The organism is Pseudonocardia alni, from assembly GCF_002813375.1.
Lineage (GTDB): Bacteria > Actinomycetota > Actinomycetes > Mycobacteriales > Pseudonocardiaceae > Pseudonocardia > Pseudonocardia alni.
Genome location: NZ_PHUJ01000003.1, coordinates 4,356,231 through 4,382,520, shown reverse-complemented (window position 1 = coordinate 4,382,520; position 26,290 = coordinate 4,356,231). Strand labels below are relative to the sequence as shown.

The following is a 26,290-nucleotide window of genomic DNA, read 5'->3' as shown; positions in this document are numbered from 1 at the left end:
GACCTATCGTTGCAGACGTGAACGATCCGGAGCTGGAGGCGGAGCTCGCCGACCACAGCCACGACCACTCCCACCGTGACGTCTCCGGCGGCTGGCTGCGCGCGGCCACCTTCGGTGCGATGGACGGCCTGGTCACCACGATCGCACTGATCGCGGGCGTCGGGGGCGGCGGGGCGGGCCGTGACGTCATCGTGCTCAGCGGGCTCGCGGGTGTCGTCGCGGGGGCGTTCTCGATGGCGCTCGGCGAGTTCGCCTCGGTCGGCACCCAGAACGACGCGCTCGACGCCGAGGCGGCCGTCGAGCGCCGTGAGCTGGCCCAGCACCCCCGCGCCGAGCAGCACGAGCTGGCCGCCCGGTTCCGGGAGATGGGCCTGTCCGAGCAGACCGCCGACGCCGTGTCCCGGGAGGTGCACCGCGACCCCGAGCTGGCGCTGCGGATGCACATCAGCCAGGAGCTGGGCGTGAGCCTGGACGACAAGCCGTCGCCGTGGGTGGCGGCGGTGTCGTCGTTCGCCGCGTTCGCGGTCGGCGGGCTGATCCCGCTGATCACGTTCCTGCTCGGCTACGGCTCGCTCGCGCTCGGCCTCGCCGTCGGCGGCGTCGGCCTGCTCGCCGCGGGGGCGCTGACCTCGCGGTTCACCTCCCGGTCGTGGTGGTCGGCGGCGCTGCGCCAGCTGGCGTTCGGCGCCATCGCCGCCGGCGCCACGTACCTGGTCGGCATGCTGATCGGCGTCAGCGCCGCCTGAGGGTCAGTCCTCCACACTGATCACCCGGGCCGGGCACACGTGCTCGGCCTCCTTCACCGCGTCCCGGTCGCCCTCGGCGGGCGAGTCGGTCAGCAGCTCGACGATCCCGTCGTCGTCCTGGTCGAAGACGTCGGGCGCGGTCACGACACACTGGCCGGCCCCGATGCACAGTTCCTTGTCCACGATCACGCGCATGGTCATCAGAATGCCACCGGCAGCGCGTGCACGCCGTAGACGGCCATGTCGTCGCGGAACGGGATCTCCGAGTCCGGCACGGTGACCCGCAGTCCCGGGAAGCGCCGCAGCAGCGCCGGGTAGGCGATCTGCAGCTCGAGGCGGGCCAGTGGCTGCCCCAGGCACTGGTGCACCCCGAACCCGAACGCGACGTGCCGGTTCGTCCCGCGGGTCACGTCGACCTCGTCGGGGTGCGGCCACTGGCGGGGGTCGCGGTTGGCGGCCTCGGCGGCGAGCACGACGCCCTCCCCCGCGCGGATCGTGACCCCGCCGATCTCCAGGTCCTCGGTCGCGACCCGGCGGCGGCCGACGTGGGTCACGGTCAGGACCCGCAGCAGCTCCTCGACCGCGGCGCGGACCTGCGCGGCGTCGCCGTCGCGGACGACGGCGAGCTGGTCGGGATGGTGCAGCAGGGTCAGCGTGCCGAGCGCGATCATGTTCGCCGTCGTCTCGTGCCCGGCGACGAGCAGCAGCAGCGCCGAAGCGCTCGCCTCGTCGACGGTGAGGTCCCCGGCCGCGACCCGGGCGGCCATCCCGCCGAGCACGTCGTCGCGCGGCTCGTCCAGCCGCTCCCGGACGAGGCCGGCGAGGTAGTCCTGCAGCGCGTCCGACGCCGCGGCCGACGCCTCCGCGCCCGAGGTCAGGTCGACCATGATCCGGCTCTGCGCCTCGAAGAACGCGTGGTCGGCGTAGGGGACCCCGAGCAGGTGGCAGATCACCAGCGACGGCAGCGGCAGCGCGAACGCCTGCACCAGGTCGGTCGGGTTCTCCCCCGCTTCCATGGCGTCCAGCAGCGCGGTGACGGTCTGCTCGACCAGCGGCCGGAGGCGCTCGATACGGCGCACGGTGAACTCACCGATGAGCATCCGCCGGTGCCGGGCGTGCTCGGGGCCGTCCATCATGATGAAGCTGCGCCGGCGCCCCCGGGAGCGCACGCGGCGCGACCGCGACGCGGCCGGGTAGCCGTCGCGGTCGGCATCGGCGGACAGCCGCTCGTCGGCGAGCGCGGCGCGGACGTCGTCGTAGCGGGTGACGAGCCACGGCGTACTGCCGTCCCAGATCCTGACCCGGGCGACCCCCGGCTCGGCGGGGCACTCGTCGTCCCGGATGCGGGCGAGCTCGGCGGGCGGGTCGAAGGGGCACCCGCGCGTCATCGGGTAGCTGGGCACGAGGTCGGTCACGGCGGTCATCGGCATCACTCCCGCCGAGGATGTTAGCAATGCACAGTTTCATTGCGCAACGACCTGTGCAGAGAGCAGAAACAGGAACGACCCCGTCCCGGGATCGGGACGGGGCCGCTGGGCGGTGGAGGTGCCGGGAATCGAACCCGGGTCCTCCGTCGGTTCACGAGGGCTTCTCCGTGCGCAGTCCGCTCTGTCTCTACTCGGATCCACCGGTCACGCGAACAAGCCGGTGTGACGATCCCAGCCGCTGTTGGATGTCCCCTGCGGTTCCGCGGCCGGACCGCAGGGTGAGTCCCCTGAATGATGTCGGGAACCGGAGCGGGGACGCCTCCGGCCCGACAGCCCCTACCTGAAAATCAGGCAGCGAGCGCGTAAGCGCTCTGGGCAGTGCGACTGTTGTCGGCACTTATTTTTTTGCGACGCATGGTTAACGAGATCATCGTCGCCTTCCTCGGCACGCTTCACCTCGATCAACGATCGGAGTCGAAACCGTTCACCCCCTGGTCGGGTCCCGGAGGACCCGCAGTCCACCTGCACTCCGCTCGGACGTACCCGGGCGGACGCACAGCATAACGCCCCGCGCCCGCCCGATCATCCCGGTTCCCGGTGGCGTCTCATCCCGCCGCGACGTCGTAGGTGTGCCCCGCGGCCCGCAGCCGGTCGACCAGCACGTCACCCAGCGCGGTGGCCGGGGTGAGGCAGCCCGCACGGTCGGGCAGCGCGGACCCGCCCAGGGCCAGTGCGAGGCCCGCCTCGCCGAACATGACCGCGGTGGCCCCGTAGCCGGGGTCGCCGGGGCCGGAGACCCGCACCCGGTAGCGACGCCCGGACTCGGTCTCGGCACGCACGTCCATCCGGAACCAGCCGCGCTCGCGGGTCCGCTCCGACGGCCCGGTCCCGGGCGCGGGCAGCACCCGGTCGAGCAGCGGGCGGATCGGCGGCACCATGAACGCACCGACCAGCGCGCCGAGCCCGCCGGTGACCACACCCGCGGTGACCGCCCCGGACACCCCGCGACCACAGCCCTGGAGCTCGCCGTAGCGCAGTCCGCGGCCGTAGGCGTGGTCGAGCAGCGCGTTGGAACGGCGCACGATCCGGGTGTTGTAGGACGCCATCACGAACGGCGCGGTCCAGGTGCCGTCCGGGAGCCGGGCGGGCGGTCCCGCGTCACCCGGCTGCGACGGCGTCGGCTCGGCCGACGGGTCGGGGCTCAGCGAGTGCGGGCGGGCGGCCAGGCGCCGGGCGTCGCGGTCGGTGCGGACGGTGTCGAGCTGCCCGCGCAACGAGTCCACCGTGCCGCCGGAGACACCGCCGCGCATCGTCGCGACCGTGCGGACCTCGGTGAGCCCACCCGCGCCGTCGGCCTGTGCGGCCCGGTGCGCGAGGAACACCCCCAGGTCGGAGGGGACGGAGTCGTAGCCGCAGGAGTGCACGATCCGCGCGCCGCTCGCGCGGGCGGTGTCGTGGAAGCGGTCGATCGCCTCGCGGACGAACAGCACCTCGCCGGTGAGGTCGGCGTAGTGGGTGCCGGCCCTCGCGCACGACCCGACCAGCCCCAGGCCGTACTTCGCGTACGGGCCGACCGTGCTCAGCACGACGCGTGCGCCCGCGGCGAGCCGGTCGGTCGCGGCCGGGTCGGCGGCGTCGGCGACGATCAGCGGCCAGTCCCGCGCCGACGCGGGCAGCGCCGCCCGGGTCGCGGCGAGCTTCGCCTCGGAGCGGCCGGCCAGCGCGATGCGCACCCCGGGCGGGGCGTGCTCGGCGAGGTGACGGGCGATGAGGCCGCCGACGAAGCCGGTCGCGCCGTAGAGGGCGATGTCGACCGGGGCGGCCGCGCCGTTCCCGTCGTTCTGCGGGCTGACCATGTCTAGGAGCTCCTCGGGGTCTCGGCCGCGGGGCCGGGGGCGGCGTGTCGGACGGGGTCGACGCCCAGCAGCGCGGCCGGGGCGTCGTACAGGACCGAGCGCAGGAACGCCGCGCCGAGGCGGGGCTCGGCGGCGGCCCAGCCGGCGATCGCGGCGAGCTGCTCGGCGTAGGCGTAGGGGATGTTGGGGAAGTCGGTGCCGAGCACGATCCGCCCCGGGTGCTCGGCCAGGCGTGCCGACCAGTCCGGCGGCAGCGGCGCGATCCGCTGGGAGAACGCGGTGCCGACCATCGTCGTGTCGAGCACCAGGTTCGGGAACCGGTCCAGCAGCTCCAGCGCGCCCCGGAAGTCCGGCATGCCCGCGTGCGCCAGCACGATCCGCAGATCGGGGTGCGCCGCCAGCACCTCGGCGAAGATCCCGAGCCCCGTGTGCTCGCCGGGGATCGGGCCGTCGCCGCAGTGGACGACGGCGGGCACGCCCGCGTCGGCCAGCAGGCCCCAGGCGTCGCGCAGCAGGGGGGCGCGCGGGTCGAACCCGCCGACCTGGACGTGCACCTTGACCATCCGCACCCCGTCGGAGACGGCACGGCCGAGGTAGTCCACCACGGACGGTTCCGGGTAGAGCGTCGCGGTGCGCACCGCGCGCGGGTGGGCGTCGGCGAACCCGCCGGCCCAGCCGGTGAGCCACTCCCCCATGCCCGGCTTGTGCGGGTAGGTCAGGGGCGCGAACGCGAGCACTCCGAGGCGTTCGAGGATCGCGTAGCGCTCCTCCTCGGGTAGCCGGTACTGCACCGGCCACGGGGTGCCGTAGTGGGTCTCGGCGTCGTCGAAGTAGGCCCAGACCTTGTCGAGCATCCGCTGGGGCAGGAAGTGCACGTGCACGTCGACCAGGCCGGGCAGGTCCAGCTCGGCGGTCCAGCGGGGCACGTCGGCGTCGTCGACCGGTGGCAGGGGGAGATCCACGGCCCCACCCTAGGCGGGCCGTGGCTCAGCCGCGCAGGTCCCGGGCCCGCCCCTTGGCCGCACGGCCGACGGCGCGCGCGATCTCCTTCTGCGCGTCCTTCTTGGCCAGGTCGCGGCGCTTGTCGTAGTCCTTCTTGCCCTTGGCGAGCGCGAGCTCGCACTTGACCTTGCCGTCGTTGAAGTACAGCGACAGCGGCACCAGGGTGAGCCCGCCCTCGCGGGTCTTGCCCATCAGTCGGTCGATCTCCCCGCGGTGCAGCAGCAGCTTGCGGGTGCGGCGCGGCTCGTGGTTGGTCCAGCTGCCGCGCACGTACTCCGGGATGTGCAGGTTGCGCAGGAAGATCTCGCCGTCGTCGATGGTGGCGAAGGCGTCGACCAGCGACGCCCGCCCCAGACGCAGGCTCTTCACCTCGGTCCCCTTGAGCGCGACCCCGGCCTCGAACTCCTCCAGGATCGCGTAGTCGTGCCGGGCCCGACGGTTCTGCGCGATCACCTTCCGGCCCTGTTCCTTCACACGACAAGCCTACCCGCGTACCGCCACCGGTATCCGACCACGGCGGCCCCGGAGCAGTGCCCGTGCACGTCGGCGCCACCTCGTGCAGATTCAGCGCAAGAGCAATGCTCGCGTATCAGACCGATGATCCCAGAAGCGGACGTGACGACGACGGCGCGGGGTGAGCGCTCAGACCTTCACGTAGGCGCGCAGGGTCACGTAGCCGGTGATCCCGGCGACGAGGGCCCCGGTGGGCACGAGCAGCGCCGAGACCACCAGCACGTCGGTGATCCGGACCGGCGGGATCACGCCGGCCTGACCCATCGCGGCGAACAGGTCGTCGACGACCGCGTACTTGGCGGCGACCAGGCCGATCCCGGCGAGCGCCCCGCCGACGGCCCCGGCGATGGCGGCCTCGACCAGGAACGGCAGCTGGGTGGTCCAGCGCGTCGCCCCGACCAGGCGCATCACGCCGACCTCGGTGCGCCTCATGAACGCCGAGACCTGCACCGTGTTGGAGATCAGCAGGACCGCCGCGAGCGCCTGCACGACGGCGAGCGCGAACGCCACGTTGCGCACGCCGTTGAGGAAGTCGAACAGGGTCCCGACGACGTCGCGCTGGTCGATCACCCCGCGCACCCCCGGCCGGCCCTCGACGGCGGCCCGGGCGGCCGCGGCACCCGCCTGCTGGTCGGTCAGGGTGACCCGCAGCGTGGCGGGCAGCGACTGCGGCCGGGCGACGTCGGCGACCGACTGCCCGGCGAACAGCTCGCGGAAGCGGGTCCAGGCCTGTTCCTGGGACTCGAACGAGACCGAGCCGACGCCCGGGGCGGCCTCCAGCGCGCTCCGCACCGACGCGCACGTCGGCCCGCTGCAGTCCGGGTCGGTCTCCGAGACGTCCGGGGTGAGCGCCACCTGGATCTCGAGCCGGTTCGTGTAGAGCGCGGAGATGTCGTCGATGGTGCGCAGCACGAGCAGGCCCGCACCGACCGACATGAGGGTGACCGCGGTGGTCAGCACCATCGCGACGGTCATCGTGACGTTGCGGCGCAGGCCGGAGGAGACCTCGCGGGTGAGCAGGGCGGGGCGCATCTACCGGCCCGCCCCGTACACCGCGCGGGCCTCGTCGCGCAGCACGCCACCGTCGGCCAGCTCGATCACCCGGCGGCGCATCGCATCCACGATGGACGAGTCGTGGGTGGCCATCAGCACCGTGGTGCCCGCGCGGTTGATGCGCTCCAGGACCTGCATGATCTCCCGTCCGGTCTCGGGGTCGAGGTTGCCGGTCGGCTCGTCGGCGAGCAGCAGCGGTGGGCGGTTCACCGACGCCCTGGCGATCGCGACGCGCTGCTGCTCGCCGCCGGACAGCTCGTGCGGCAGCCGCTCCGCCTTGCCCTGCAGCCCCACCATCTCCAGCAGCTCGGGCACCGCGATCCGGATCTCCGAGGGCGTGCGGCCCAGGACCTCCAGCGCGAACGCGACGTTGCCGGCGACGGTGCGCTTGGGCAGCAGCCGGAAGTCCTGGAAGACGCAGCCGATCCGCTGGCGCAGCTTCGGCACCTTGCGCCGGGGCAGCCCGGCGACGTCGAGGCCGTCGATGAGGATGGATCCCGAGGTGGGGACGTCCTCGCGCAGCAGCAGCCGCAGCAGCGTCGACTTGCCCGACCCGGACGGCCCGATCAGGAACACGAACTCGCCCGCACCGACCGTCGCGGAGACCCGGTCCAGCGCCGGGCGCCCGGACGCCGGGTAGCGCTTGGAGACGTCCCGCAGCTCGATCACGGAGCGGGACGGTACCGCCGCCCGGAGTACACGGGCCGTGACGACACGCCCGTCAGGCCGGTCCGGCGGCGACCGGGTCCCGCGACGGGTCGAGCGCACCGGCGAGCCGGTCCAGGACGGGGACCGCCGCACGCAGCGCGACCGCGTCGGCACCGTCCAGGTCGCCGAGCGCGCGCCGGATCTGCCGCGTCCAGGCGGCGTCGAGGAGCTCGCGGTGCCGGACCGCCCGGGCCGTGGGGTACAGCAGCGCACGACGGCCGTCGGCCGGGTCGGCACGGCGCTCGACGAGGTCGCGCTCGACCAGCGACCGGACGGTGGCACTGACGTTGCTGGGCTGCAGCCCGAGACCGCGGGCCACCGCCGACACCGGATGCCCGGGCCGCGCCGAGACCCACCGGAGCACCTCGTGCTCGGATCCGGTGATCGCGTCCAGGCCGACCGCGCGTTCGCCCGACGCCCGCAGCACCCGCGACAGGTCGTGGACGGCGGCCACCAGCGCCGCCCAGTCCTCGCGCTCCTTGATCTCCGTCACAGACGCGATACTACTCGACCATTCATATATATTTTCATAACTGATCGCCCGTGGGAGAGAGGACCGACATGACCGTGGGTACCGAGCAGGCCGCACCGAGGACCGCGCGCGGCCGCACCGTGCCGGACGGCGTGTGGATCGGCGTTCTCGCGCTGCTGACGGCGGTGGCGCCGCTGGCCACCGACATGTACCTGCCCGTGCTGCCGACCGTGGCGACCGAACTGGGGGCGTCGGCGTCGGCGGCGCAGCTGACCCTGACCGCGTTCCTGGTGGGGCTGGCGGTCGGGCAGCTGGTGATCGGCCCGCTCTCGGACAGCTGGGGGCGGCGACGCCTGGTCCTCGCGGGCACGGTCCTGCTGTTCGTCGCCTGCCTGGCGAGCGCGGTCGCGCCGTCGGTCGCGGTGCTCGTCGTCGCCCGGTTCCTGCAGGGCTTCGGCGGGGCGGCCGGCCTGGTACTGAGCCGCGCGATGATCTCCGACCGCACCGCCGGCGCGCGGACCGCGCAGCTGTTCTCGCTGATGATGGCGATCAACGGGATCGCGCCGGTGGTCGCGCCGGTGATCGGCAGCTCGCTCGGCGGGGTCGTCGGCTGGCGGGGCATCTTCGTCGTGCTCGCCGGGCTGGCGCTGCTCATGCTGGTGTCGTCGCTGCTCGCGGTGCACGAGACGCTGCCGGCCCCGGCCCGTACCTCCGGCGGTGTGCGACGGACCTTCGCCGACGTCGGCGCGCTCCTGCGCCGCCGTCGTTACGTCGGCTACGTGCTCGCGTTCGCCACGTCGTTCTCGATGATGTTCGCCTACATCTCCGGATCGCCGTTCGTGCTGCAGCAGACACTCGGCCTCTCCACGACGCAGTACGCCCTGGCCTTCGGGACGAACGCGGCCGGGCTGGTGCTGGGCAACATCGTCAGCAGCCGGCTCGCCGCGCGGGTCGCCCCGCGCCGCCAGCTCGTCGTCGCCGTCGGGGGGCTGGTCGTGCTGTGCGCGGCACTGCTCGTCGTGGTGCTGCTCGGCGCCGCCCGCTGGCCCGTCCTCGTGCTGCTGTTCGCGACCCTGGCCACGCTCGGGTTCGTGATGGGCAACAGCGCGGCGCTGGCGACCGGCGAGGTCCGCGACCGCGCCGGGACGGGCTCGGCCCTGCTGGGGGCCACCCAGTTCGGCCTCGGCGCCCTGGTCTCGCCGCTGGTCGGGTCGAGCGCGACGGCGATGGCCGTGACCATGCTGACCGCGGCCACGCTCTCCGCCGTGTCGCTCACCGCCCTGACCCGCGGCGCGACCGCGCCGCGCTGAGCCGGCACCGCCGTCCCGCCCGCCCCGGCTCGCGACGCCGAGATGCCGATCAGAGCCGTCCGTCGCCCCGCGCACGACCCTCGACTGCATCCCGACGGGCGCGAGCCCGACCGCCCCGCGACGCCGAGATGCACCTCAGCGGGAGTTGTCGATCTCCGCGGCCCGCTGAGCTGCATCTCGACGCACCGCGGCCGGGTCGGTGCGAGGCGCGAGCGCGGAAGTGCGGGGGCCGTCGTCAGGGGGCGGTGATCTCCACCGGCAGCCCGGGGTCGCTGAAGGAGACGGTCACCGCACCCGGGACCGCGGCGCCGGCGTTCTGCGTCCCGGCGGCCGGGGCCTGCGGCTCCAGGCGCAGCCGGAGCAGCCGTCCGCGGTCGGCGGGGGCGGCGTCGGGAGCACCGAGCCAGGCGGTGAACCGCGGGGTCGGCGAGACCAGCCCGGCGAGCTCGTCGAGCCGGGTCCCGACCGCGGGGTCCGGGGCGCCGGCCCGTGCGGCGGCGAGGTCCACCGACCCGGTGTAGGTCGTCGCGGCGACGCCGTCGACGTCGGCTGCCCCCGGCGCGGCGACGACGTCGCGCAGCCCGGGCGCGGCGTGCAGCATCCCGCCGACGGCACCGACCGGGAGGAGCCCCGTGGACAGCGGCTGCCAGCGGTCGCTGCCGCCGAACCGGACCCAGGCACGGTCGTCGAGCACCCTGACCCGGGCACCACGGGTGCCGAGGGCGACGGTGAGGTCCGCGGCGAACGGGGTGAAGCGGGCGGGGCCGGAGGCGCGCACCGGGCCGGTGACCGAGTCCAGCTCGACGTCGACCCGCGCCGACCCGGCGCCGGCGAGCGCGGTGCCCGCGGCGGCCACGGTGTCCTGCGCCGACGGCGCGGCGGACGCGGCCGGAGCCCCGTCGACGGCCGGCTCCGGGGACCCCGTCGTGCATCCGGCCAGGGCGAGGACGAGGAGGGCGCCGCAGACGGCGGACGCCCGGCGACCCCGGCTCACGAGGCCGATTCGGTCTGCTTGCGCCAGCGGATGCCGGCCTCGATGAACTCGTCGATCTGGCCGTCGAGCACCTGCGAGGGGTTGCCCTCCTCGTGCTCGGTGCGCAGGTCCTTCACCAGCTGGTACGGGTGCAGCACGTAGTTGCGCATCTGGTTGCCCCAGGAGGACCCGGCCTCCTTGAACGAGTCGCGCAGCTCGCGCTCCTCCTGCCGGCGCCGCTCCAGCAGCTTCGCCTGCAGCACGGCCATCGCCGACGCCTTGTTCTGCAGCTGGGAGCGCTCGTTCTGGCAGGCGACGACGATCCCGGACGGGATGTGGGTCAGCCGGACCGCCGAGTCGGTCGTGTTGACGCCCTGGCCGCCGGGCCCGGACGCGCGGAACACGTCGACCCGCAGGTCCTTCTCGTCGATCTCGATGTGGTCGGAGGTCTCGACGACCGGGGCCACCTCGACACCGGCGAACGACGTCTGGCGGCGGCCCTGGTTGTCGAACGGCGAGATCCGCACCAGGCGGTGGGTGCCGGCCTCGACCGACAGCGTCCCGAACGCGTACGGCGCGTGGACGGCGAAGGTGGCCGACTTGATGCCGGCCTCCTCGGCGTAGGACGTCTCGTAGACGTCGGTGCCGTAGCCGTGGCGCTCGGCCCAGCGCAGGTACATGCGCAGCAGCATCTCGGCGAAGTCGGCGGCGTCGATGCCCCCGGCCTCGGACCGGATGGTCACCAGGGCCTCGCGCTCGTCGTACTCGCCCGAGAGCAGGGTGCGGACCTCCAGCGAGGAGATCTCGCTGCGGAGCTTCGCGCGCTCGGCGTCGGCGTCCGCGACGGCGGACTCGTCGCCCTCGTCCTCGGCGAGCTCGTAGAGCACCGGCACGTCGTCGAGGCGGCGGCGCAGGTCGTCGAGGCGGCGCAGGTCACCCTGGGCGTAGGCCAGCCGGCTGGTGATCTGCTGGGCGGCGTCGACGTCGTCCCAGAGGTCCGGCCGGCCCGCCTGCTCGGACAGTTCCTCGATCTCCTGGCGCAGCCGGGGCACGTCGGCGACGGCCTCGATGCTGGACAGCGTGGTGTCGAGGTCCTTCAGGTCGGCCTGGACGTCGGAGTTCACAACGCTCGAGGGTACGCGGGGGTGGGACCCGGTTCAGTCCTGGGGGATCGCGTCGATCAGCTTGATCATCGCCCGGGTGTGGGCGACGGCGAAGTCCGCGACCGGACGGCCGTAGGGATCGTCGGTCGCACGGGCGGCGGCGCGGGCCACCGCGAGCCGCTCGGCGTAGGCCTCGCGGGCGGCCGCGACGAGCTCGGTGCGCTGCTTGACCGTCAGCGTCCCCGCGTGCAGCAGCCGCAGCACCAGCGGGCTGCGGACGGCGTCGGCGTCGCCGCCGGTGGCGAGCCAGTGCTTGAACGACCGCTTGCCGGCGGCGGTGATCACGTACTGCTGGCTGGCCCGCGGGCCCTGCTTGCCCAGGCGCAGCAACGCCTCCTCGGTCAGCGCGGGCAGCTCGCGGTAGACCTGGCTGCGGGTGACCGAGAAGAACAGCCCGAACCGCTCACCGGCCACCGCCACCAGCTGCCCACCGGTCATCGGCCCGCCGTGGAGCAAACCGAGGAGGGCGGCGGCGGTGGCGTTGACCGGTGTGACGGGTGCCATCGTCCGACGGTCCCACGTCCGCGCCGGGCGCGCGAGTCCACAGCGCACATCCGCCCTGAGCAGACGGGGTGCACTGTGGCCTCACGCGGCCCACGGAGGGGTCAGGCCCCGATGGTCAGGGAGGCGATCCGCTCGCGGGAGACGGCGACGTCGCCGTACTGGCCGGCGAGCCGCTTGGCGCGCTTGTAGAAGAAGTGCGCCTCGTGCTCCCAGGTGTAACCGATGCCGCCGTGGAACTGGATCATCGCCGCGGTCGCCTGGAGCGCCACGTCGCTGCTCTTGGCCTTGGCGACGGCGACGGCGAGCTCGGCACCGTCGAGCCCGGTGTCCACCGCGTGCGCGGCGTAGAGTGCCGCGTGCTCGGCCATCGTGACCCCGACGTGCAGGTCGGCCAGCGCGTGCTTGAGCGCCTGGAAGGACCCGACGGGCACACCGAACTGGGTGCGCTCGCGGTCGTAGGCGACGGTGCGGGTCAACGCCTCGCGGGCGATGCCGACCAGGTCCGCGGCGACCAGCACGGTCGCCCGGTCGGTCAGCTGCTTCTGCAGCTCGACGGTGGTGCCGGGCAGCGCCTCGGCGGTCCCGCCGTCCAGCGACGCGAGCCGGGTGGTGCCGTCGTAGCTGCCGACCGGCGACGCCGTGGCGCCGGTGATCAGCGCCAGCCCGGGCAGGCCGTCCTCGGCCGGGGCGACGACGACGTCGGCGAGCGCGCCGTACTCCACCACCGGCAGACCGGTCGCGGCGCTGCCCCGGGTGGTGAACGCACCGACCGCCTCGCCCGCGGCGAGCTTCGGCAGCCAGGCCGCCTTCTGCTCGTCGGAGCCGGCGAGCCGGATCGCGTCGGCGGCCAGCACGGTGCCGCGCCACGGGCCGGGGGCGACACCCGCCCCGAGCGCCCGGGCGATCACCTGGGCCTCGACCAGGCCGAGACCGAGGCCGTCGTGCTCCTCGTCGACGGTGACCGCGGTCCACCCCTGCTCGCCCGCGGCGCGCCACAACGACGCCGGGTTGCCGTCGTCGGACGGGTTCTCGACGACCGTCCGCACGGCGGCGAGGTCGAAGCGCTCGGCCAGGTAGTCGCGCACCGCGGCGCCGAACTCCTGCTGGTCGGAGGTGAGTGCGAAGAACATGTGTCCGCTCCCCTTACCGCGGCAGGCCGAGCACGCGCTCGGCGGTGACGTTGCGCTGCACCTGCGACGAGCCGCCCCAGATGGTGACCGAGCGCGACCACATGGCCTGGGCGTGCAGCGGGCGCAGGTCGGTGCCGTCGGGCAGCGCGTCGAGCGTGGCGTCCTCGCCGAGGATCCGGTCGTAGACCTCCCACAGGTCCTGGAACGCCTCGGACCACTGCAGCTTGGTCATCGACGCCTCGAACCCGAGGTCACGGCCCTGTTCCACCTGGGTGAGCACGTGCATCGAGTGCAGACGCAGGCACTCCAGCTCGGTCAGGACGCGGGCGAGGTCGTCCCGGATCACCGGGTCGTCCGCGCGGCCCAGCCTCCGGGCGACCGCCGCGATCTCGTCGTACTGACGACGGAACTCGGTGTACTGCGAGATCCCCGACGCACCGCGCTCGAAGGACAGCAGCAGCATCGCGGTGCGCCAGCCGTCGCCGATCTCGCCGAGGCAGTCCGCGGCGGGGACACGGGCGTCGTCGAAGAAGACCTCGCCGAACTCGCTGGCCCCGCTCATCTGGCGCAGCGGCCGCGCGGTGACGCCGGGCTGGTCCATGTCGATGAGCAGCATCGAGATGCCGCGGTGCTTCTCCGACCCGGCCTCGGTGCGGACCATGGTGAAGATCTTGTCGCCGTGCACCGCGTTGGTGGTCCACACCTTCTGGCCGTTGACGACGAAGTCGTCGCCGTCGCGCACGCCCTTGGTGGACAGCGCGGCCAGGTCGGACCCGGCGCCCGGCTCGGAGAAGCCCTGGCACCACACGACCTCGTTGCGCAGCAGCGGGCCGATGATCTCCTTCTTCTGCGCGTCGGTGCCGATCGCCATGACCGTCGGCGCGAGGAAGGTCAGCCCGAGCGGGTTGACCGTGCGCGGCGCCTGGGCGCGGACGGTCTCCTCGTCGTAGATCGCCTTCATGCCGGGCGTGCCACCGCGGCCGCCGTACTCGACGGGCCACTGGATGCCGGCGAACCCGGCGTCGGCCTTGTCCCGCTCCCAGTCGCGCCGCAGCCGGAAGCTCTCGGAGTCCTCGAGGGACTCCCAGAACCCGGGGTGGGTCCACTCCTGCGGGATGTGGGCGCCGAGCCAGGAGCGCAGTTCCGCGCGGAACTCCTCCTCGGCCGGAGTGAAGGTGAGGTCCATGGATGAGCACCCGTTCTTCGTGTGAGGTCGGCACTGTCCCGCCCCGGAGCCTTCCATACCCGCCGGTAACCTGCCTCCTGCGGCGTGTCCGTGGCCCGGGCGGTATGCAGGGAGTAGCCTTTCGGTATGCGCAGCGAGCGGGTGACGGTCACGCTGCCGGCGGAGCTGGTGGCCGAGGCGAGGGACGCGGTGTCCCGCGGATCGGCGTCGAGCCTGTCCGCCTACGTGGCGGAGGCCGTGCAGGCACGACAGGACCGGGACCGTTCCCTGGCCACCCTGGCCGACCTCTACGGCGGTCCCCCGCCGGCCGACGAGCTGGATGCCGCGCGCCGTTCGCTGCGCCCGGTCCCGCCCGTGGCCGTCGGCTGAGCCCGCGATGATCGGCGGACGCGTACTCGACTCCTCGGCTCTGGCGGCCTTCGCGACCGGTCGCCCCGTCTACATGCGTGCCCTGGTCTGGGCCGCGGTGGAGGAGAACATCGTGCTCGCGGTGCCCAGCGCCGCCCTCGGTCGCGCCTGGTCGATGGTCGATGCCGAGCACCACGCCGCACTGCAGGTCCTGCTGGGTCTGCCGAACACCGTGATCCACGAGCTGTCCCCGGAGAGCGCCCAGGAGGCCGGACTGCTGCTGGCCTCCCAGGGGCTCGACGACATCGTGACCGGCCAGGTCGTCACCGCCGCCCGGCGGCGGGGCTGGCCCGCGGTCACCGGGGACCCGGGGGCGCTGCGCAAGCTCGACCCGATGGTGCCGATCGAGGAGCTGCCCTGAGCGTGCTCAGGCGCTCCCGTCGCGCAGCCGGGTCCGGAGACGCGCCAGCTCGTCGTCGGTGAGGCCGTTCTCGCGCAGCCAGCCGACCGGACCGCCGTGGCGCTCGTCGAGCAGCCGCAGGAACTCGGCCATGACCTCGGCCCGCGGGCGGTGCCGATCCAGCTCGTCGACACCGGGCATCGGCTCGCCCGAGGCGGTCGTCCACTTCCGGAACAGGGCGTCGATCCGGGTCGCGGACAGCGCGTAGTCGGCGGTGATCTCCTCCCGCGGTACCCCGACCGCGGCGCACACCAGCGCGACGAGCACCCCGGTCCGGTCCTTGCCCGCGGCGCAGTGCACGACGGTCGTCCCGGAGTCCAGTGCCGCGATCCGGCGGACCCCGTCGACGACGTACTCACCGCGGCCCTCCAGGTAGGCGAGGTAGTGGGCGAGCATCGGGTGGGCGTCGCCGAGGTCGACCTCGGGCAGCGCGATCCCGGTCTCGGGGATGAAGCTGAGCCGGTGCACCGGCACCCCGGCTGCGGCGAGCGCACCGAGGCCGTAGGTCGTGCGTTCGTGGTCGGTGCGCAGGTCCAGCACCTGCGCGACGCCCAGCTCGTCGGTGAGGTACGCGACGGCGGCCGGCCCCAGCCCCTCCAAGGACTCGGTGCGCAGCAGGACGCCGGTGCGGACGCGGCCCCCGCCGTCGAGCGGGAGGCCGCCGACGTCACGGGCGTTGGCGAGGCCGTCGACGGTCAACCAGCGGTCCGGTACGAGATCGGTCACGACCCCAGGTTAGGCAGCCCGGGGCGCCACGGCAGCGGTCGCAGGGCAGGGTTCACCGGCCGTGCACCGGCGGGCGGCGCAGCGCGGCGGGCAGCACCCGGGCACCGTCGCCGTACGCGGCGGCGGCGTCGTCGGGGTTGACCAGCCGGCAGGTCGTCATCGACAGGCAGCCGCAGCCGATGCAGCCGTCGAGTCCGTCGCGCAGGGCGGTCAGCGCGTCGATCTGCTCGTCGAGCCTGCCGCGCCAGGACCGCGACAGCCGGGCCCAGTCCGACCGGGTCGGCGTCCGGTCCGCGGGCAGCGCGTCGAGGGCGGAGCGGACCTCCTCCAGCCCGACCCCGATGGACCGGGCCGCCCGGACGAAGGCGAGCCTGCGCAGCACGCTGCGCCGGTAGCGGCGCTGGTTGCCCGAGGTCCGGGTCGCGGAGATCAGCCCCTCGCGCTCGTAGTAGCGCAACGCCGAGTGCGGGAACCCGCTGCGCTCGACGATCTCCCCGATGGTCAGCAGGTCGCCCGCGTCCATGCCCGTCCCCGTCCTATTACCCCGCCGCGGCCGCCCCCACACGCCGGTCCGCGCATCGGGACGGCCCGTACGAACCTCGAGCCGACTCCAGTATTGCGCCGTTCGTCGCGAGCCCGCCACCTGCGGGGACCGCCGTCCGTCGGCCGAGGCACACCGTCCACCGGGTTGCGCCCCGCACGCCATCAAGATCACGGAACCGGTGAACGGTGTCTGTCGCGCGGCGACCGACGACCCCGGGGCTGGACCCCCGCGGCGGGGCCCTCTACGGTCATCCCCAGTCATCACGGCCCGATCACGAGCGGGCTGGAGCCGGACTCCCCGACCGGCTCACCCGGGACCCCCGACCCGGCCGTTCGTGCGCGGCGCCGTCCGTGATCTGAAAGGCGTTTCCTTGCCCGGACACCGCTCCCCCGGTGGCCACCACGGGTTCCCCCGACCCGTGGCGACCACACCCGCAGCGACGGCCGCTGCACCGTCCCTCCGTTCCTCGCGGCACGGCGGCCCCGCGCACGCCGCGCGTCGTGCGGGCACCCGCACGGCCGCCACCGGCGCCGCGTTCGGCGTGCTCGCCTCCGGCGCTTTCGCCGCGATCGTCCCGACCACTCTGGACGGGACCTCGACGCAGGCCGACGCCGAGGAGGGCGGCACCACCGCCGCCACGACGCTGGCCGCGTACTCCGCGAACATCCCCTCGGCCACGAAGGCCACGGACGGATCGACCTCCGGCTTCTTCAGCCCGGTCTCCTTCGCCCAGCCGTCCGCCGCGTCGGGCGCGCTGCAGGCCGCCGCCCCCGCCCAGGACGCCGACCTCGCGTCCATGGGCAAGGCGCACGAGATCGCGACGAAGATCGCCGCCGAGCACGCCAAGGCCGCCGCTGCCGAGAAGGCACGCCAGGCCGAGAAGGCACGGATCGACGCGATCGTCGCCCAGGGCGGGCTGGACGGCTGGATCGCCGAGGCCCTGGACCACATGGGACTGTCCCAGGCCTACGCGAGCGGGCTCAAGCGGATCATCCTCAAGGAGTCCAACGGGAACCCGCACGCCATCAACAACTGGGACTCCAACGCCGCGGCCGGCAACCCGTCCGAGGGCCTCATGCAGGTCATCCCCTCGACGTTCGCGGCCTACGTGCACCCGGACTTCGCGGACCGGTCGATCACCGACCCGATCGCGAACATCACCGCGGGCGTCCGCTACATGATCGACCGCTACGGCATCGACACCCTCGACGCGGGCGGCCGGGTCGGCAGCCACGGCGGATACATCGGATACTGAGCGAGACCCTGACCCCACGAGCGGCGGTCACCGGGGGAACCCGGTGGCCGCCGTCGTCGTTGTAGGGGTCGAATCGTAAACTTCCCTTTACCCGATCGTGCCCGCAACGAGGAGCTGCCACTCGTGTCGTCCCCCGGTGGAGCCCCCGCCAGCCGCACCACGACGACGGCCGGGGGCGTCGCGCGCTCCCGGTTCCGTCCGGAGCTGCAGGGTCTGCGCGCCCTGGCGGTGGTGCTGGTGGTCGTCTACCACGTCTGGGTCGGCCGGGTCTCCGGCGGCGTCGACGTGTTCTTCCTGATCACCGGCTTCCTCATCACCGGTGGTCTCCACCGGGCGGCGGCGCGGGGCGGGGTCGACGTACTCGCCACGTGGCGCCGCCAGTTCTCCCGGCTGCTACCGGCGGTCACGGTCGTCCTCGTCGCGGGCGTGGTGGCCGGGTTCTCGCTGCTGCCGGAGAACCGCTGGATGCCGACCGTCCGGGAGACGGTCGCGTCGCTGCTGTTCCTGCAGAACTGGGAACTGGCACACAACTCGGTCGACTACGCGGCCCGCGACAACGCGGCCAGCATCGTCCAGCACTTCTGGTCGCTGTCCATCCAGGGTCAGTTCTACCTGCTCGCGCCGCTGGTCGTGGCCGGTGTCGCGATCGCGACCCGGCGCGACGGGGCCGACCTGCACCGGCGGCTCACCGGCACGCTGCTCGCCGTCGGCGCGGCCTCGTTCGCGTACTCGGTGTACCTGACGCTGGTGAACCAGCCGCTCGCCTACTTCCACTCCGCGACGCGGATCTGGGAGTTCGCGCTCGGCGGGCTGCTCGCGCTGTGGATCTCCCGGATCGAGGACCGGCCGGAGCTGACCCCCGGCACCCGCGCGGTGCTCGGCTGGGGCGGCGTGGCCGCGCTGGTCTCCTGCGGGATCCTGCTCCAGGTCGACCGCGCGTTCCCCGGCTGGGCGGCGCTCTGGCCGACGCTGGCCGCGGCGATGGTGCTGGTCGCCGGGCGGTCCGGGCACCGGTTCGGCGTCGACCGCCTGCTGTCGGGACGGGTGCTGCGCACGATCGGCGACATCTCGTTCCCGCTGTATCTGTGGCACTGGCCGATCCTGACGCTCACGCTGGTGCGCACCGGGCAGGACCGGCTGGACCTCGAGCAGGGCGCCGCCGTGATCGCGGTGTCGTTCGTGCTGGCCTGGCTGACCCACCGGTTCGTCGAGCAGCGGATCGCCGAGCTCGACGTGCGCCACGCGCTGCGGACCGGCGGGGTGCTCGCGCTGACCGTGCTCGTCGCGGCGGGCTCCTGGTACGGGCTGGCCGCCGCGCGGGCGTCGACGCCGGTACTGGCGGGCTCGCCGTCGCACCCGGGCGCGGTGGCGCTGTCCCCGCAGTTCGACCTCGCCTCGCTCGACCCGGCCGACGCCGAGCTGACCCCGTCGCTGGTGCAGGCGCCCGACGACTGGAGCTACCGCGGCACCCACTGGGACTGCGGGCCCTCCGAGCACGGCGCGGAGCTCGAGGTCTGCACCGTGCCCGCGCCGGACCCGGAGACCTCGGAGCGGACGGTCGCCGTGGTCGGCGACTCGCACGCCCAGCAGTACGCCGCCTCGCTCGCGGTGATCGCCGAGCAGCGCAACTGGTCGATGGTGGGCATGTTCCGCGGGGCCTGCCCGATGTCGGTGCGCTCGGAGACCGTCGCCGACGACCAGGGCTGCACCGACTGGAACGCCGCGGTGCACGACCAGCTGGTCGCGATGCACCCCGACGCGGTCCTGTCACTGGCCAGCCGCGACGTGCGGCCCGGGCTGCACGAGCAGACCCCCGAGGGGTTCGTCCAGGCCTGGCAGCGGCTCGACGCGGCCGGGATCCCGGTCGTCGCCGTCCGCGACAACCCGCGCTTCGACTTCAACGTGGTCGACTGCGTCGCCACGCAGGGCCGGGGCGCACCGGCCTGCGAGATCGACCGGCACACGCTGTACCAGCCGTACCCGCCGTGGTCGGCGGTCCCGGGCGTCCCGCCGAACGTGGTGTTCGCCGACGTGGCCGACGGCATCTGCGACCCGGCGGTCTGCCGCAGCGAGGTGGGCAACGTGCTCGTCTACATGGACGACAACCACCTGACCGCGACCTACGCCGAGACCCTCGCCCCGACGCTCGCGACGGCGTTCGACCACCTCGGCTGGTGAGCCTCAGACCGGGCGGACGCTCCGCCCGGCCACCGAGACGACGTCGCCGCGACGGAGCTGGGCGCCCCGGCGGTGCTCCGGTGCCCCGTTGACCGTGACCTCGCCCGCCTCGAGGATCTCGCGGGCGTGCACGCCGTCCTCGGCGAGCCCGGCGAGCTTCAGGAACTGACCGATCCGGATCGGCTCCTCACGGATGGGCACGTCCTGCGGGGGCTGTGGCGTCCTCATGTCCCCAGTGTCCCCGCCGTAGCATCACCCGGCGTGGGTGACCACTACTTCAGCGCCACGCCGTCCGTCGCGAGCCACCGCGGGTCGGTCCGCCTGCACACGTCCGACGTGGACCTGTCGCTGGTGACCGACACCGGGGTCTTCTCGCACAGCCGCCTCGACCGCGGGACGAGGGTGCTGCTCGACACCGCACCCATGCCGCCGGTCCGCGGCCCGCTGCTCGACGTCGGCTGCGGCTACGGCCCGATCGCGCTCACCCTGGCCAGCCGGCGCCGCCGGCTTCCGGTGTGGGCGGTGGACCTCAACGAGCGCGCGCTGGGCCTCACCCGGGAGAACGCCGACGCGGCCGGGCTGGGCAACGTGACCGCCTGCCGTCCCGAGGAGGTCCCCGACGACGTCACCTTCGCCGGGATCTACTCCAACCCGCCGATCCGCTCCGGCAAGACCGCGCTGCACGAGCTGCTGCTGCGCTGGCTCCCGCGGCTCCTCCCGGACGGGCGGGCATACCTGGTGGTGGCCAAGAACCTGGGTTCGGACTCGCTGCAACGGTGGCTGAGCGACGAGCAGGGCTTCCCGACGACCCGCCTGGCCTCCGAGCGCGGCTACCGGGTGCTGGAGGTCGCACCGGCGCCCTGAGCGGGCGGGAGCAGCCCGTCGACGAGTGCGTCGACGACGGTGTCGGTCGGGGTGTCCGGGTCGATGGACAGGGTCAGCCGGTCCAGGAGCAGGCCGTCGACCGCGTAGTGGAACAGCGCGATCTCCGCGGGCCCGCCGGGCAGTCCCGCGGCCCGGTTGTAGGCGACGTCGGCGGCGAACCCGGTGCGCAGCCACTCCCCCATGACCTCGGCGACCTCCGGGCGCCGGGCGGCCTCCAGGCGGAGCTCGAACAGCGCCAGCGTCACCTCCCGCTCCGCACCGAGCCGGCGCACGATGTCGCGGACGTGGTCGGCGAACATCGCGGGCCCCGCCTCCCCCGTACGCAGCCCGGCGACGGTGTCCGGGTCCGGCGCCAGCCGCTGCCCGATCCGGTCGGCCAGCGCACGGACGAGCTCGGCACGGGTCCGGAAGTAGTTCGACGCCGTGCCGGTCGGGACGCCGGCCTCCCGGTCCAGCGCGCGGTGGGTCAGCCCCCGGGCGCCCTCGCGGGCCAGGACGGCCAGCCCCGCGTCGGCCAGCCGCTGCCTGCGGTCGTCGTTGCGTGCCATGCGGGCACCCTAGACGAACCACGACGCCTGTTGTACTTTCGACGACCACGACACCCGTCGTGGTTGTCTCGACCCGGAGGTCTGCGCATGCGCGAGCTCGTCTACTACGTCGCGGTCTCGCTCGACGGCCGCATCGCGGCCCCCGACGACACCTTCGACGCCTTCCCGCAGACCGGCGACCACATCGACATGATCCTGCGGGAGTGGACCGACACGGTCCCGGCCGTCGGGCTGGAGGTGCTCGGGCTGACCGCGGACAACAGCCGGTTCGACACCGTGCTGATGGGCTGGAACACCTACGCCGCGGGCCTGGCGGTCACCGCCGACCCGTACCCGCACCTGGAGCAGTACGTCCTGTCGCGCAGCCGTCCCGCCGACGCGGTGCCCGCCGGGATCACCCTGACCGGGCACGACCCGGTGGAGCTCGTCCGGGAGCTGAAGCAACGCACCGGCGCCGGCATCTGGCTCTGCGGGGGCGGGCGGCTCGCGGCCGCGCTGGCGGGCGAGATCGACCGGCTGGTGCTCAAGGTGAACCCGGTCGTGCTCGGGGCGGGCAAGCCCCTGTTCGACGACGGCGGCGGGTACCGGCCGCAGTCGTGGGACCTGGTGCGGTCGACGCCGTACCGCTCCGGAGTGATCGTCGCCGAGTACGCGCGGGTCCCCTGACAGGACGAAGGCCCCCGGGGTGCTCCCCGGGGGCCTTCGTGAGTGGTAGCGGGGGCAGGATTCGAACCTGCGACCTCTGGGTTATGAGCCCAGCGAGCTACCGAGCTGCTCCACCCCGCGCCGTCCGGGACCGCGTGCGATCCCGTCTGTGTTGTGTCACCACCGTACACCGGCCGTTCACCGGACCTCCGAGGGGGGTCGCTCCCGGCGACGGGGCCGGACCCCACGAAGAACGAAGGCCCCCAGGAGATCCTGGGGGCCTTCGTAGGTGGTAGCGGGGGCAGGATTCGAACCTGCGACCTCTGGGTTATGAGCCCAGCGAGCTACCGAGCTGCTCCACCCCGCGCCGAACGGAACCACGTGCGTTCCGTCTGTGTTGTAAGAGCAACCCTACACGCCGGGCCGGACCCCACCCGCAGGGGGGTCCGGCCCGACGATGATCAGCCGCCGGCGCCCTGGAACGCCGCGACCGCACGGTCCAGTTCGGCCAGCGCCTCGCCCTGCCTGGCGAAGTCACCGGACTGCTGGGCCGCCTTGAGCTCGTTCAGCGCCGCGCGGATCTGCTGCGCCGCGGTCGCCTGCGCCGCGTTGGGCGCCGCCGGGGTCTGGGCGCCCTGTCCGTTCGGCGTGGCCGGCGTCGTGGGCGTCGTCGGCTGGGCGGGCTGCCCGGTCGTCGGAGCGGCACCGCCCGCGGCGGCACCGGCTCCGGCGCCGAACACCTCGTCGAGGGCCCGGGACAGGCTCGCGTCGTAGCCGAGCCGGTCGCCGTAGAACACCAGGACGCGGGCCAGCTGCGGATAGGTCGAGTTGTCCTGACCGCCCGCCCGCTCGATGTACACCGGCTCGACGTAGAGCAGACCACCGGCCACCGGCAGCGTCAGCAGGTTGCCGTAGTCGATCGTGGTCTGGTTCTGCCGCAGCAGGTTCAGCTCGGAGGAGACCTCGGGCGAGCCGAGGAACCGGGCCTGGACCTGCTGCGGGCCGAGCGTCTGGGTCTCGTTCGGCAGCTGCAGCACGGTCAGCTTCCCGTAGGTGTCCGGGTCCGAGCTGGCCGAGACGTACGAGGCGAGGAACTGCCGCCGCAGGCTCACCAGCGCGCTGGTGAGCTGGAACGACGCGCCCTCCTGCCCCGGAAGACCCGCGTAGATGTAGTACGGCGGCTGCGCGTCCTGGCTGCCGCCGTTGCCGCCCTGCACGGTCGGGTCGGACGGGACGTCCCAGAACGACACGGTGGAGAAGAACTCGTTCGGGTCGTCGACGTGGTAGCGGGTCAGCAGCTCACGCTGGACCTTGAACTGGTCCTCCGGGTAGCGCAGGTGGGCCTGCAGGTCCGGGGTGATCGCCGAGCGCGGCTCGACCGTGCCCGGGAACGCCTTCTCCCAGGTCTGCAGCACCGGGTCGGACTCGTCGAAGGCGAAGAGCTTCACGGTGCCGTCGTAGGCGTCGACCGTGGCCTTCACCGAGTTGCGCAGGTAGCTGATCGTGTCGTTCGGCAGCTGCTGGCCATTGGGCCCGAGCCGGGAGTCCGACGTGGCGTCGCCCAGCTGCACGCGCTCGGCGTAGGGGAAGTTCTGCAGCGTGGTGTAGCCGTCGACGATCCACTGCACCCGCCCGTCGACGACGGCCGGGTACGGGTCGTTGTCCAGCGTCAGCCACGGGGCCACCGCCTGCACGCGGTCCCGCGGGTTCCGGACGTACATGATCCTCGAGTCGGCGTTGATGGAGTTGTTGAACAGGATGTTCCGCTCGCCGTAGGCCAGCGCGAACACCGAGCGGTTGAACAGCCCGCCGATCGGGACGCCGCCGGCGCCGGTGTAGGTGTACTGCGCCTCGTCGGAGTCGTACTCCCGCGGCGCGGTACCCGGCTCGGCACCGACGATCGAGTACTGGTTGTCGAGCAGCTCGCCGTAGTAGATGCGGGGCTGCTGGACGGGCACGAAGCCCTGCTGCTGGGTGTCGGAGACCTGGAAGTTCGGCAGGCCGCCGGAGCCGCCCGCATCCTCCAGGGCCTCGTTCACCTGGTTCGCCGGAGCGGCCACGATCCCGTTGCCGTGGGTGTAGACCAGGTGCCGGTTGATCCAGTCCTGCTGGTTGTTCACCAGGCCGTTGGCGTTCATCTCGCGCGCCGCGACGACGTAGTCACGGGTCTCGCCGTCGACGGTGTAGCGGTCGATGTCGAGGTTGGGCGAGAACCCGTAGAAGTTCCGTCGCTGCTGGAGCTGGGTGAACGTGCGATTGAGCTTGCCCGGGTCGAGCAGCCGGATGTTGGGGATGGTGTCGGTGTCGGCCCGGACCTGGGCCGGTGTCGCCTCCGACGTGCCCGCGTAGGGCGCGATGTCGACCTTGTCCGGCCCGATGCCGAAGGCGTCCCGGGTCGCCGCGATGTTGCGTTCGATCGACGGGGCCTCGTTGACGTTCGCGTTGGGCGCGACGACGAACTGCTGCAGCACCAGCGGGAACGCCGTGCCGACCAGGATCGAGGAGACGACCAGCATGACCACGGCGACCGCCGGGATCTGCAGGTTCTGGCGGAACGCGGCGACGAAGAACGCGAGCGCGCAGATCACCGCGATGACCAGCAGGATCAGCTTGGCCGGCAGGACCGCGTTGAGGTCGGTGTAGGTGGCGCCGTAGAACGTCTGCGCATTGCGGTTGGACCACAGCAGGTCGTAGCGGTCGAACCAGTACGCAACGGCCTTGAGCAGCACGAACACTCCGGCGAGCACGGCGAGCTGGGCACGCGCGGCGGTGGAGACGAAGCCGGAGCGGCCGGACAGCCGGATGCCCCCGAAGATGTAGTGGGTCACCAGCGCGAGCACGAAGCAGATCGCGACGGCGACGAACAGCCAGTTCAGGCTCATCCGCAGGAACGGCAGGGTGAAGGCGTAGAACCCGATGTCGTTGCCGAACTCGGGATCGGCGCGGCCGAACGGGGTGCCGTGCAGGAACATCTGCACGGTCTGCCACTGCGTCGGCGCCGCGAGCCCGGCGATCAGGCCGATCACGACCGGAACACCGACGGCGAACAGGCGCAGGCGCTGGATGATCGTGGTCCGGTAGCGCGCGACCGGGTCCTCGGGTCCGGACACCGGCACGAAGACCGGGCGGTAGCGGTAGGCCAGCCACAGCGTCAGCGCGACCAGGCCGCCCACCACCAGGGCCACGACCCCGAAGAGCACGATCTGGGTGAACAGCCGGGTGAGCTGGACGCTCCGGAAACCGACCTCGCCGAACCACAGGTAGTCGACATAGAAGTTCAGCAGCCGCGAGCCACCGAGCAGAAGCACTACGAGGACGCCCGCGGCGACCAGCAGGATCCGGGTTCGGCGGGTCAGCGACGGCGCTCCCACAGGGGGCCGCATGGACGACACGGGCACACTCCACAGTTCGGGTACGACTCGTGGAGAGCGCGGCCGGCTGGGGCGACGGCACGGTTCTCCGAGGGCAACTGTACGGAGGTTCGGTGAAGTCGCGGTCGGGTCCCGGTGTGTCGGGACGAAAACGACACATCGGGCGGCACCCACCGGGCTCTCCGACCGCATCGTCGCAGGACGGGCCGGGGTCGGGCGCGCCGTCGTCGTCGCACGATCGTAGGGTTCCCTCCCGTGGGCGTTCGATCTTCGACGTGGGTGACCGCGGTCCTCGTACTGCTGGCCCTCACGGCGGTCGGGACCGTGGTCCCCGCGCCGGTCGTCGCCCTCGGGCCGGGGCCGACCTTCGACACCCTCGGTGAGGTCGAGGGCACGCCTGTCGTGTCCGCGGAGGGCCTGCCGACCTACCCGACGACCGGGCACCTGAACATGACCACCGTCGGCGTCACCGACGGGATCTCGACGCTGCGGGCGCTGGGCATGTGGGCCTCGGGCACCTACCGGCTCGCGCCGCGCTGGTCGCTGTACCCGCCCGGCGAGTCCACCGAACAGGTCACCCAGGCCAACCAGCAGGAGTTCGACGGCTCGATCGCGAACGCCGAGGCCGCGGCGCTGACCCACCTGCGCCTGCCGACCCGGGTCACGGTCGGCGCGCTGACCGACGGCTCGCCGTCGGCGGGGGTGCTGGAACCCGGCGACGAGATCCGCGCCGTCGGCGCCACCCCGGTGACCTCGGTCCAGGGCCTGCTCGACGCCATGGGGACCGCCCGCCCCGGGCAGCCGGTCACTCTCACCGTCCGCCGCGGGGACGCCGCGCCGCGCCAGGTCGCCGTCACCCCGGCCGCCCACCCGGACGACCCGGCGCGGGCCTTCCTGGGCATCACCCCGGCCACCTCCCCAGCCGAGGGACAGAAGCTGACCATCACCCTGGGCGACGTCGGCGGCCCCTCGGCCGGGCTGATGTTCAGCCTGGCGCTGGTCGACAAGCTGACCCCGGGTCCGCTGACCGGCGGCCGGTTCGTCGCCGGCACCGGCACCATCGACGCCGAGGGCCGGGTCGGGCCGATCAGCGGCATCCGGTTCAAGATGCTGAAGGCCCGCGAGGTCGGTGCGCAGACGTTCCTGGTGCCCGCCGCGAACTGCACCGAGGCCGCCGAGGACGCGCCCGACGGGCTCCGGCTCGTGCGGGTCGGGACCCTCGACGAGGCGGTCGGGGCGCTGACCACCCTCGACACCGGCGGTACGCCGGCCGGCTGCTCGTAGTTC

Annotated in this window: 27 protein-coding genes, 2 tRNA genes and 1 other RNA gene; 9 read left to right on the top strand and 21 right to left on the bottom strand. The window is 73.2% G+C overall.

Annotation, left to right across the window (positions count from 1 at the left end):
• Positions 1-17: 17 nt before the first annotated feature.
• Positions 18-746: a VIT1/CCC1 transporter family protein gene (locus ATL51_RS21715; protein ID WP_073578369.1), complete on the top strand. Its 729-nt coding sequence runs from the start codon at positions 18-20 to the stop codon at positions 744-746.
• 3 nt (positions 747-749) lie between these two features.
• Here ATL51_RS21715 and ATL51_RS21710 read toward each other — a convergent pair whose 3' ends face one another.
• From ATL51_RS21710 to ATL51_RS21670, 9 genes are all read right to left on the bottom strand, one after another.
• Positions 750-947, bottom strand: a complete 198-nt coding sequence (locus ATL51_RS21710; RefSeq protein WP_392567380.1) for a ferredoxin — start codon at positions 945-947, stop codon at positions 750-752.
• Positions 947-2,170: a cytochrome P450 gene (locus ATL51_RS21705; RefSeq protein WP_073578395.1), complete on the bottom strand. Its 1,224-nt coding sequence runs from the start codon at positions 2,168-2,170 to the stop codon at positions 947-949. Before ATL51_RS21705 ends, ATL51_RS21710 begins: the two co-directional genes overlap by 1 nt.
• Positions 2,171-2,283: 113 nt before the next feature.
• Positions 2,284-2,665: a transfer-messenger RNA gene (ssrA, locus tag ATL51_RS21700) on the bottom strand.
• A gap of 113 nt (positions 2,666-2,778) precedes the next feature.
• The gene (locus ATL51_RS21695; protein ID WP_073578368.1) at positions 2,779-4,029 is read right to left on the bottom strand and encodes a saccharopine dehydrogenase family protein; all 1,251 of its coding nucleotides are present in this window, start codon (positions 4,027-4,029) and stop codon (positions 2,779-2,781) included.
• Positions 4,030-4,031: 2 nt separating this feature from the next.
• Positions 4,032-4,991 (bottom strand): amidohydrolase family protein, encoded by a 960-nt coding sequence (locus ATL51_RS21690; protein ID WP_100879766.1) that lies wholly within the window; start codon positions 4,989-4,991, stop codon positions 4,032-4,034.
• A 25-nt stretch (positions 4,992-5,016) separates the two neighbouring features.
• Positions 5,017-5,505 (bottom strand): SsrA-binding protein SmpB, encoded by a 489-nt coding sequence (gene smpB, locus ATL51_RS21685; protein WP_073578366.1) that lies wholly within the window; start codon positions 5,503-5,505, stop codon positions 5,017-5,019.
• Between the two features lie 168 nt (positions 5,506-5,673).
• The gene (gene ftsX, locus ATL51_RS21680; RefSeq protein WP_100879765.1) at positions 5,674-6,576 is read right to left on the bottom strand and encodes a permease-like cell division protein FtsX; all 903 of its coding nucleotides are present in this window, start codon (positions 6,574-6,576) and stop codon (positions 5,674-5,676) included.
• The gene (ftsE, locus tag ATL51_RS21675; protein WP_073578394.1) at positions 6,577-7,266 is read right to left on the bottom strand and encodes a cell division ATP-binding protein FtsE; all 690 of its coding nucleotides are present in this window, start codon (positions 7,264-7,266) and stop codon (positions 6,577-6,579) included. It lies immediately after the preceding gene.
• Between the two features lie 52 nt (positions 7,267-7,318).
• The gene (locus ATL51_RS21670) at positions 7,319-7,798 is read right to left on the bottom strand and encodes a MarR family winged helix-turn-helix transcriptional regulator (RefSeq protein ID WP_157818479.1); all 480 of its coding nucleotides are present in this window, start codon (positions 7,796-7,798) and stop codon (positions 7,319-7,321) included.
• Positions 7,799-7,866: 68 nt separating this feature from the next.
• On the opposite strand from ATL51_RS21670, the gene ATL51_RS21665 reads away from it, so the two are divergent.
• The gene (locus tag ATL51_RS21665) at positions 7,867-9,087 is read left to right on the top strand and encodes a multidrug effflux MFS transporter (protein ID WP_100879763.1); all 1,221 of its coding nucleotides are present in this window, start codon (positions 7,867-7,869) and stop codon (positions 9,085-9,087) included.
• 235 nt (positions 9,088-9,322) lie between these two features.
• On the opposite strand, the gene ATL51_RS21660 is transcribed toward ATL51_RS21665, so the two are convergent.
• The 5 genes from ATL51_RS21660 to ATL51_RS21640 form a co-directional block, all read right to left on the bottom strand.
• Complete coding sequence (locus tag ATL51_RS21660) at positions 9,323-10,081, bottom strand: hypothetical protein (RefSeq protein ID WP_100879762.1); 759 nt, start codon at positions 10,079-10,081, stop codon at positions 9,323-9,325.
• Positions 10,078-11,184 carry a peptide chain release factor 2 gene (gene prfB, locus ATL51_RS21655; RefSeq protein WP_073578362.1) on the bottom strand — a complete coding sequence of 369 codons (1,107 nt, stop codon included), beginning with the start codon at positions 11,182-11,184 and terminating at the stop codon, positions 10,078-10,080. Before prfB ends, ATL51_RS21660 begins: the two co-directional genes overlap by 4 nt.
• Before the next feature lie 33 nt (positions 11,185-11,217).
• Positions 11,218-11,727, bottom strand: a complete 510-nt coding sequence (locus ATL51_RS21650; RefSeq protein WP_100879761.1) for a helix-turn-helix transcriptional regulator — start codon at positions 11,725-11,727, stop codon at positions 11,218-11,220.
• 101 nt (positions 11,728-11,828) lie between these two features.
• Positions 11,829-12,857, bottom strand: coding sequence for an acyl-CoA dehydrogenase family protein (locus ATL51_RS21645; protein ID WP_073578361.1), 1,029 nt, complete (start codon positions 12,855-12,857; stop codon positions 11,829-11,831).
• 13 nt (positions 12,858-12,870) lie between these two features.
• Entirely contained in the window at positions 12,871-14,043 is a 1,173-nt protein-coding gene (locus tag ATL51_RS21640) for an acyl-CoA dehydrogenase family protein (protein ID WP_100879760.1), read from the bottom strand.
• Between the two features lie 126 nt (positions 14,044-14,169).
• Between ATL51_RS21640 and ATL51_RS21635 the strand changes: the two genes are divergently transcribed.
• Positions 14,170-14,412, top strand: coding sequence for a ribbon-helix-helix domain-containing protein (locus tag ATL51_RS21635; protein ID WP_062400609.1), 243 nt, complete (start codon positions 14,170-14,172; stop codon positions 14,410-14,412).
• Between the two features lie 7 nt (positions 14,413-14,419).
• Entirely contained in the window at positions 14,420-14,812 is a 393-nt protein-coding gene (locus tag ATL51_RS21630; protein ID WP_073578360.1) for a hypothetical protein, read from the top strand.
• A 6-nt stretch (positions 14,813-14,818) separates the two neighbouring features.
• Here the strand turns inward: ATL51_RS21630 and ATL51_RS21625 are convergent, their stop codons facing one another.
• Positions 14,819-15,577, bottom strand: a complete 759-nt coding sequence (locus tag ATL51_RS21625) for a tyrosine-protein phosphatase (RefSeq protein ID WP_100879759.1) — start codon at positions 15,575-15,577, stop codon at positions 14,819-14,821.
• Positions 15,578-15,629: 52 nt separating this feature from the next.
• Positions 15,630-16,100 (bottom strand): redox-sensitive transcriptional activator SoxR, encoded by a 471-nt coding sequence (soxR, locus tag ATL51_RS21620; RefSeq protein ID WP_073578358.1) that lies wholly within the window; start codon positions 16,098-16,100, stop codon positions 15,630-15,632.
• A gap of 439 nt (positions 16,101-16,539) precedes the next feature.
• On the opposite strand from soxR, the gene ATL51_RS29550 reads away from it, so the two are divergent.
• Entirely contained in the window at positions 16,540-17,376 is an 837-nt protein-coding gene (locus ATL51_RS29550) for a transglycosylase SLT domain-containing protein (RefSeq protein WP_100879758.1), read from the top strand.
• 123 nt (positions 17,377-17,499) lie between these two features.
• Positions 17,500-19,554: an acyltransferase family protein gene (locus ATL51_RS21610; protein WP_100879757.1), complete on the top strand. Its 2,055-nt coding sequence runs from the start codon at positions 17,500-17,502 to the stop codon at positions 19,552-19,554.
• A 3-nt stretch (positions 19,555-19,557) separates the two neighbouring features.
• Here the strand turns inward: ATL51_RS21610 and ATL51_RS21605 are convergent, their stop codons facing one another.
• A complete protein-coding gene (locus tag ATL51_RS21605; protein ID WP_100879756.1) occupies positions 19,558-19,782 on the bottom strand; it encodes an RNA-binding S4 domain-containing protein in 225 nt (74 codons plus the stop codon).
• A gap of 33 nt (positions 19,783-19,815) precedes the next feature.
• Here ATL51_RS21605 and ATL51_RS21600 point away from each other — a divergent pair, with 33 nt between their 5' ends.
• Complete coding sequence (locus tag ATL51_RS21600) at positions 19,816-20,418, top strand: class I SAM-dependent methyltransferase (RefSeq protein WP_073578356.1); 603 nt, start codon at positions 19,816-19,818, stop codon at positions 20,416-20,418.
• On the opposite strand, the gene ATL51_RS21595 is transcribed toward ATL51_RS21600, so the two are convergent.
• A complete protein-coding gene (locus tag ATL51_RS21595) occupies positions 20,385-20,987 on the bottom strand; it encodes a TetR/AcrR family transcriptional regulator (RefSeq protein ID WP_100879755.1) in 603 nt (200 codons plus the stop codon). The two genes, ATL51_RS21600 and ATL51_RS21595, sit on opposite strands and share 34 nt — an antisense overlap.
• Before the next feature lie 87 nt (positions 20,988-21,074).
• On the opposite strand from ATL51_RS21595, the gene ATL51_RS21590 reads away from it, so the two are divergent.
• Positions 21,075-21,653 (top strand): dihydrofolate reductase family protein, encoded by a 579-nt coding sequence (locus ATL51_RS21590; protein WP_100879754.1) that lies wholly within the window; start codon positions 21,075-21,077, stop codon positions 21,651-21,653.
• A 43-nt stretch (positions 21,654-21,696) separates the two neighbouring features.
• Here the strand turns inward: ATL51_RS21590 and ATL51_RS21585 are convergent.
• The 3 genes from ATL51_RS21585 to ATL51_RS21575 all read right to left on the bottom strand — a co-directional run bounded on the left by ATL51_RS21585 (position 21,697) and on the right by ATL51_RS21575 (position 25,015).
• A tRNA-Met gene (locus tag ATL51_RS21585) sits at positions 21,697-21,773 on the bottom strand.
• 149 nt (positions 21,774-21,922) lie between these two features.
• Positions 21,923-21,999 (bottom strand) — tRNA-Met (locus ATL51_RS21580).
• A 94-nt stretch (positions 22,000-22,093) separates the two neighbouring features.
• Positions 22,094-25,015, bottom strand: a complete 2,922-nt coding sequence (locus ATL51_RS21575) for a UPF0182 family protein (RefSeq protein ID WP_073578391.1) — start codon at positions 25,013-25,015, stop codon at positions 22,094-22,096.
• A gap of 267 nt (positions 25,016-25,282) precedes the next feature.
• Here ATL51_RS21575 and ATL51_RS21570 point away from each other — a divergent pair, with 267 nt between their 5' ends.
• On the top strand, positions 25,283-26,287 hold the full coding sequence (locus tag ATL51_RS21570) for a YlbL family protein (protein ID WP_100879752.1): 1,005 nt from the start codon (positions 25,283-25,285) through the stop codon (positions 26,285-26,287).
• Positions 26,288-26,290 lie beyond the last annotated feature (3 nt).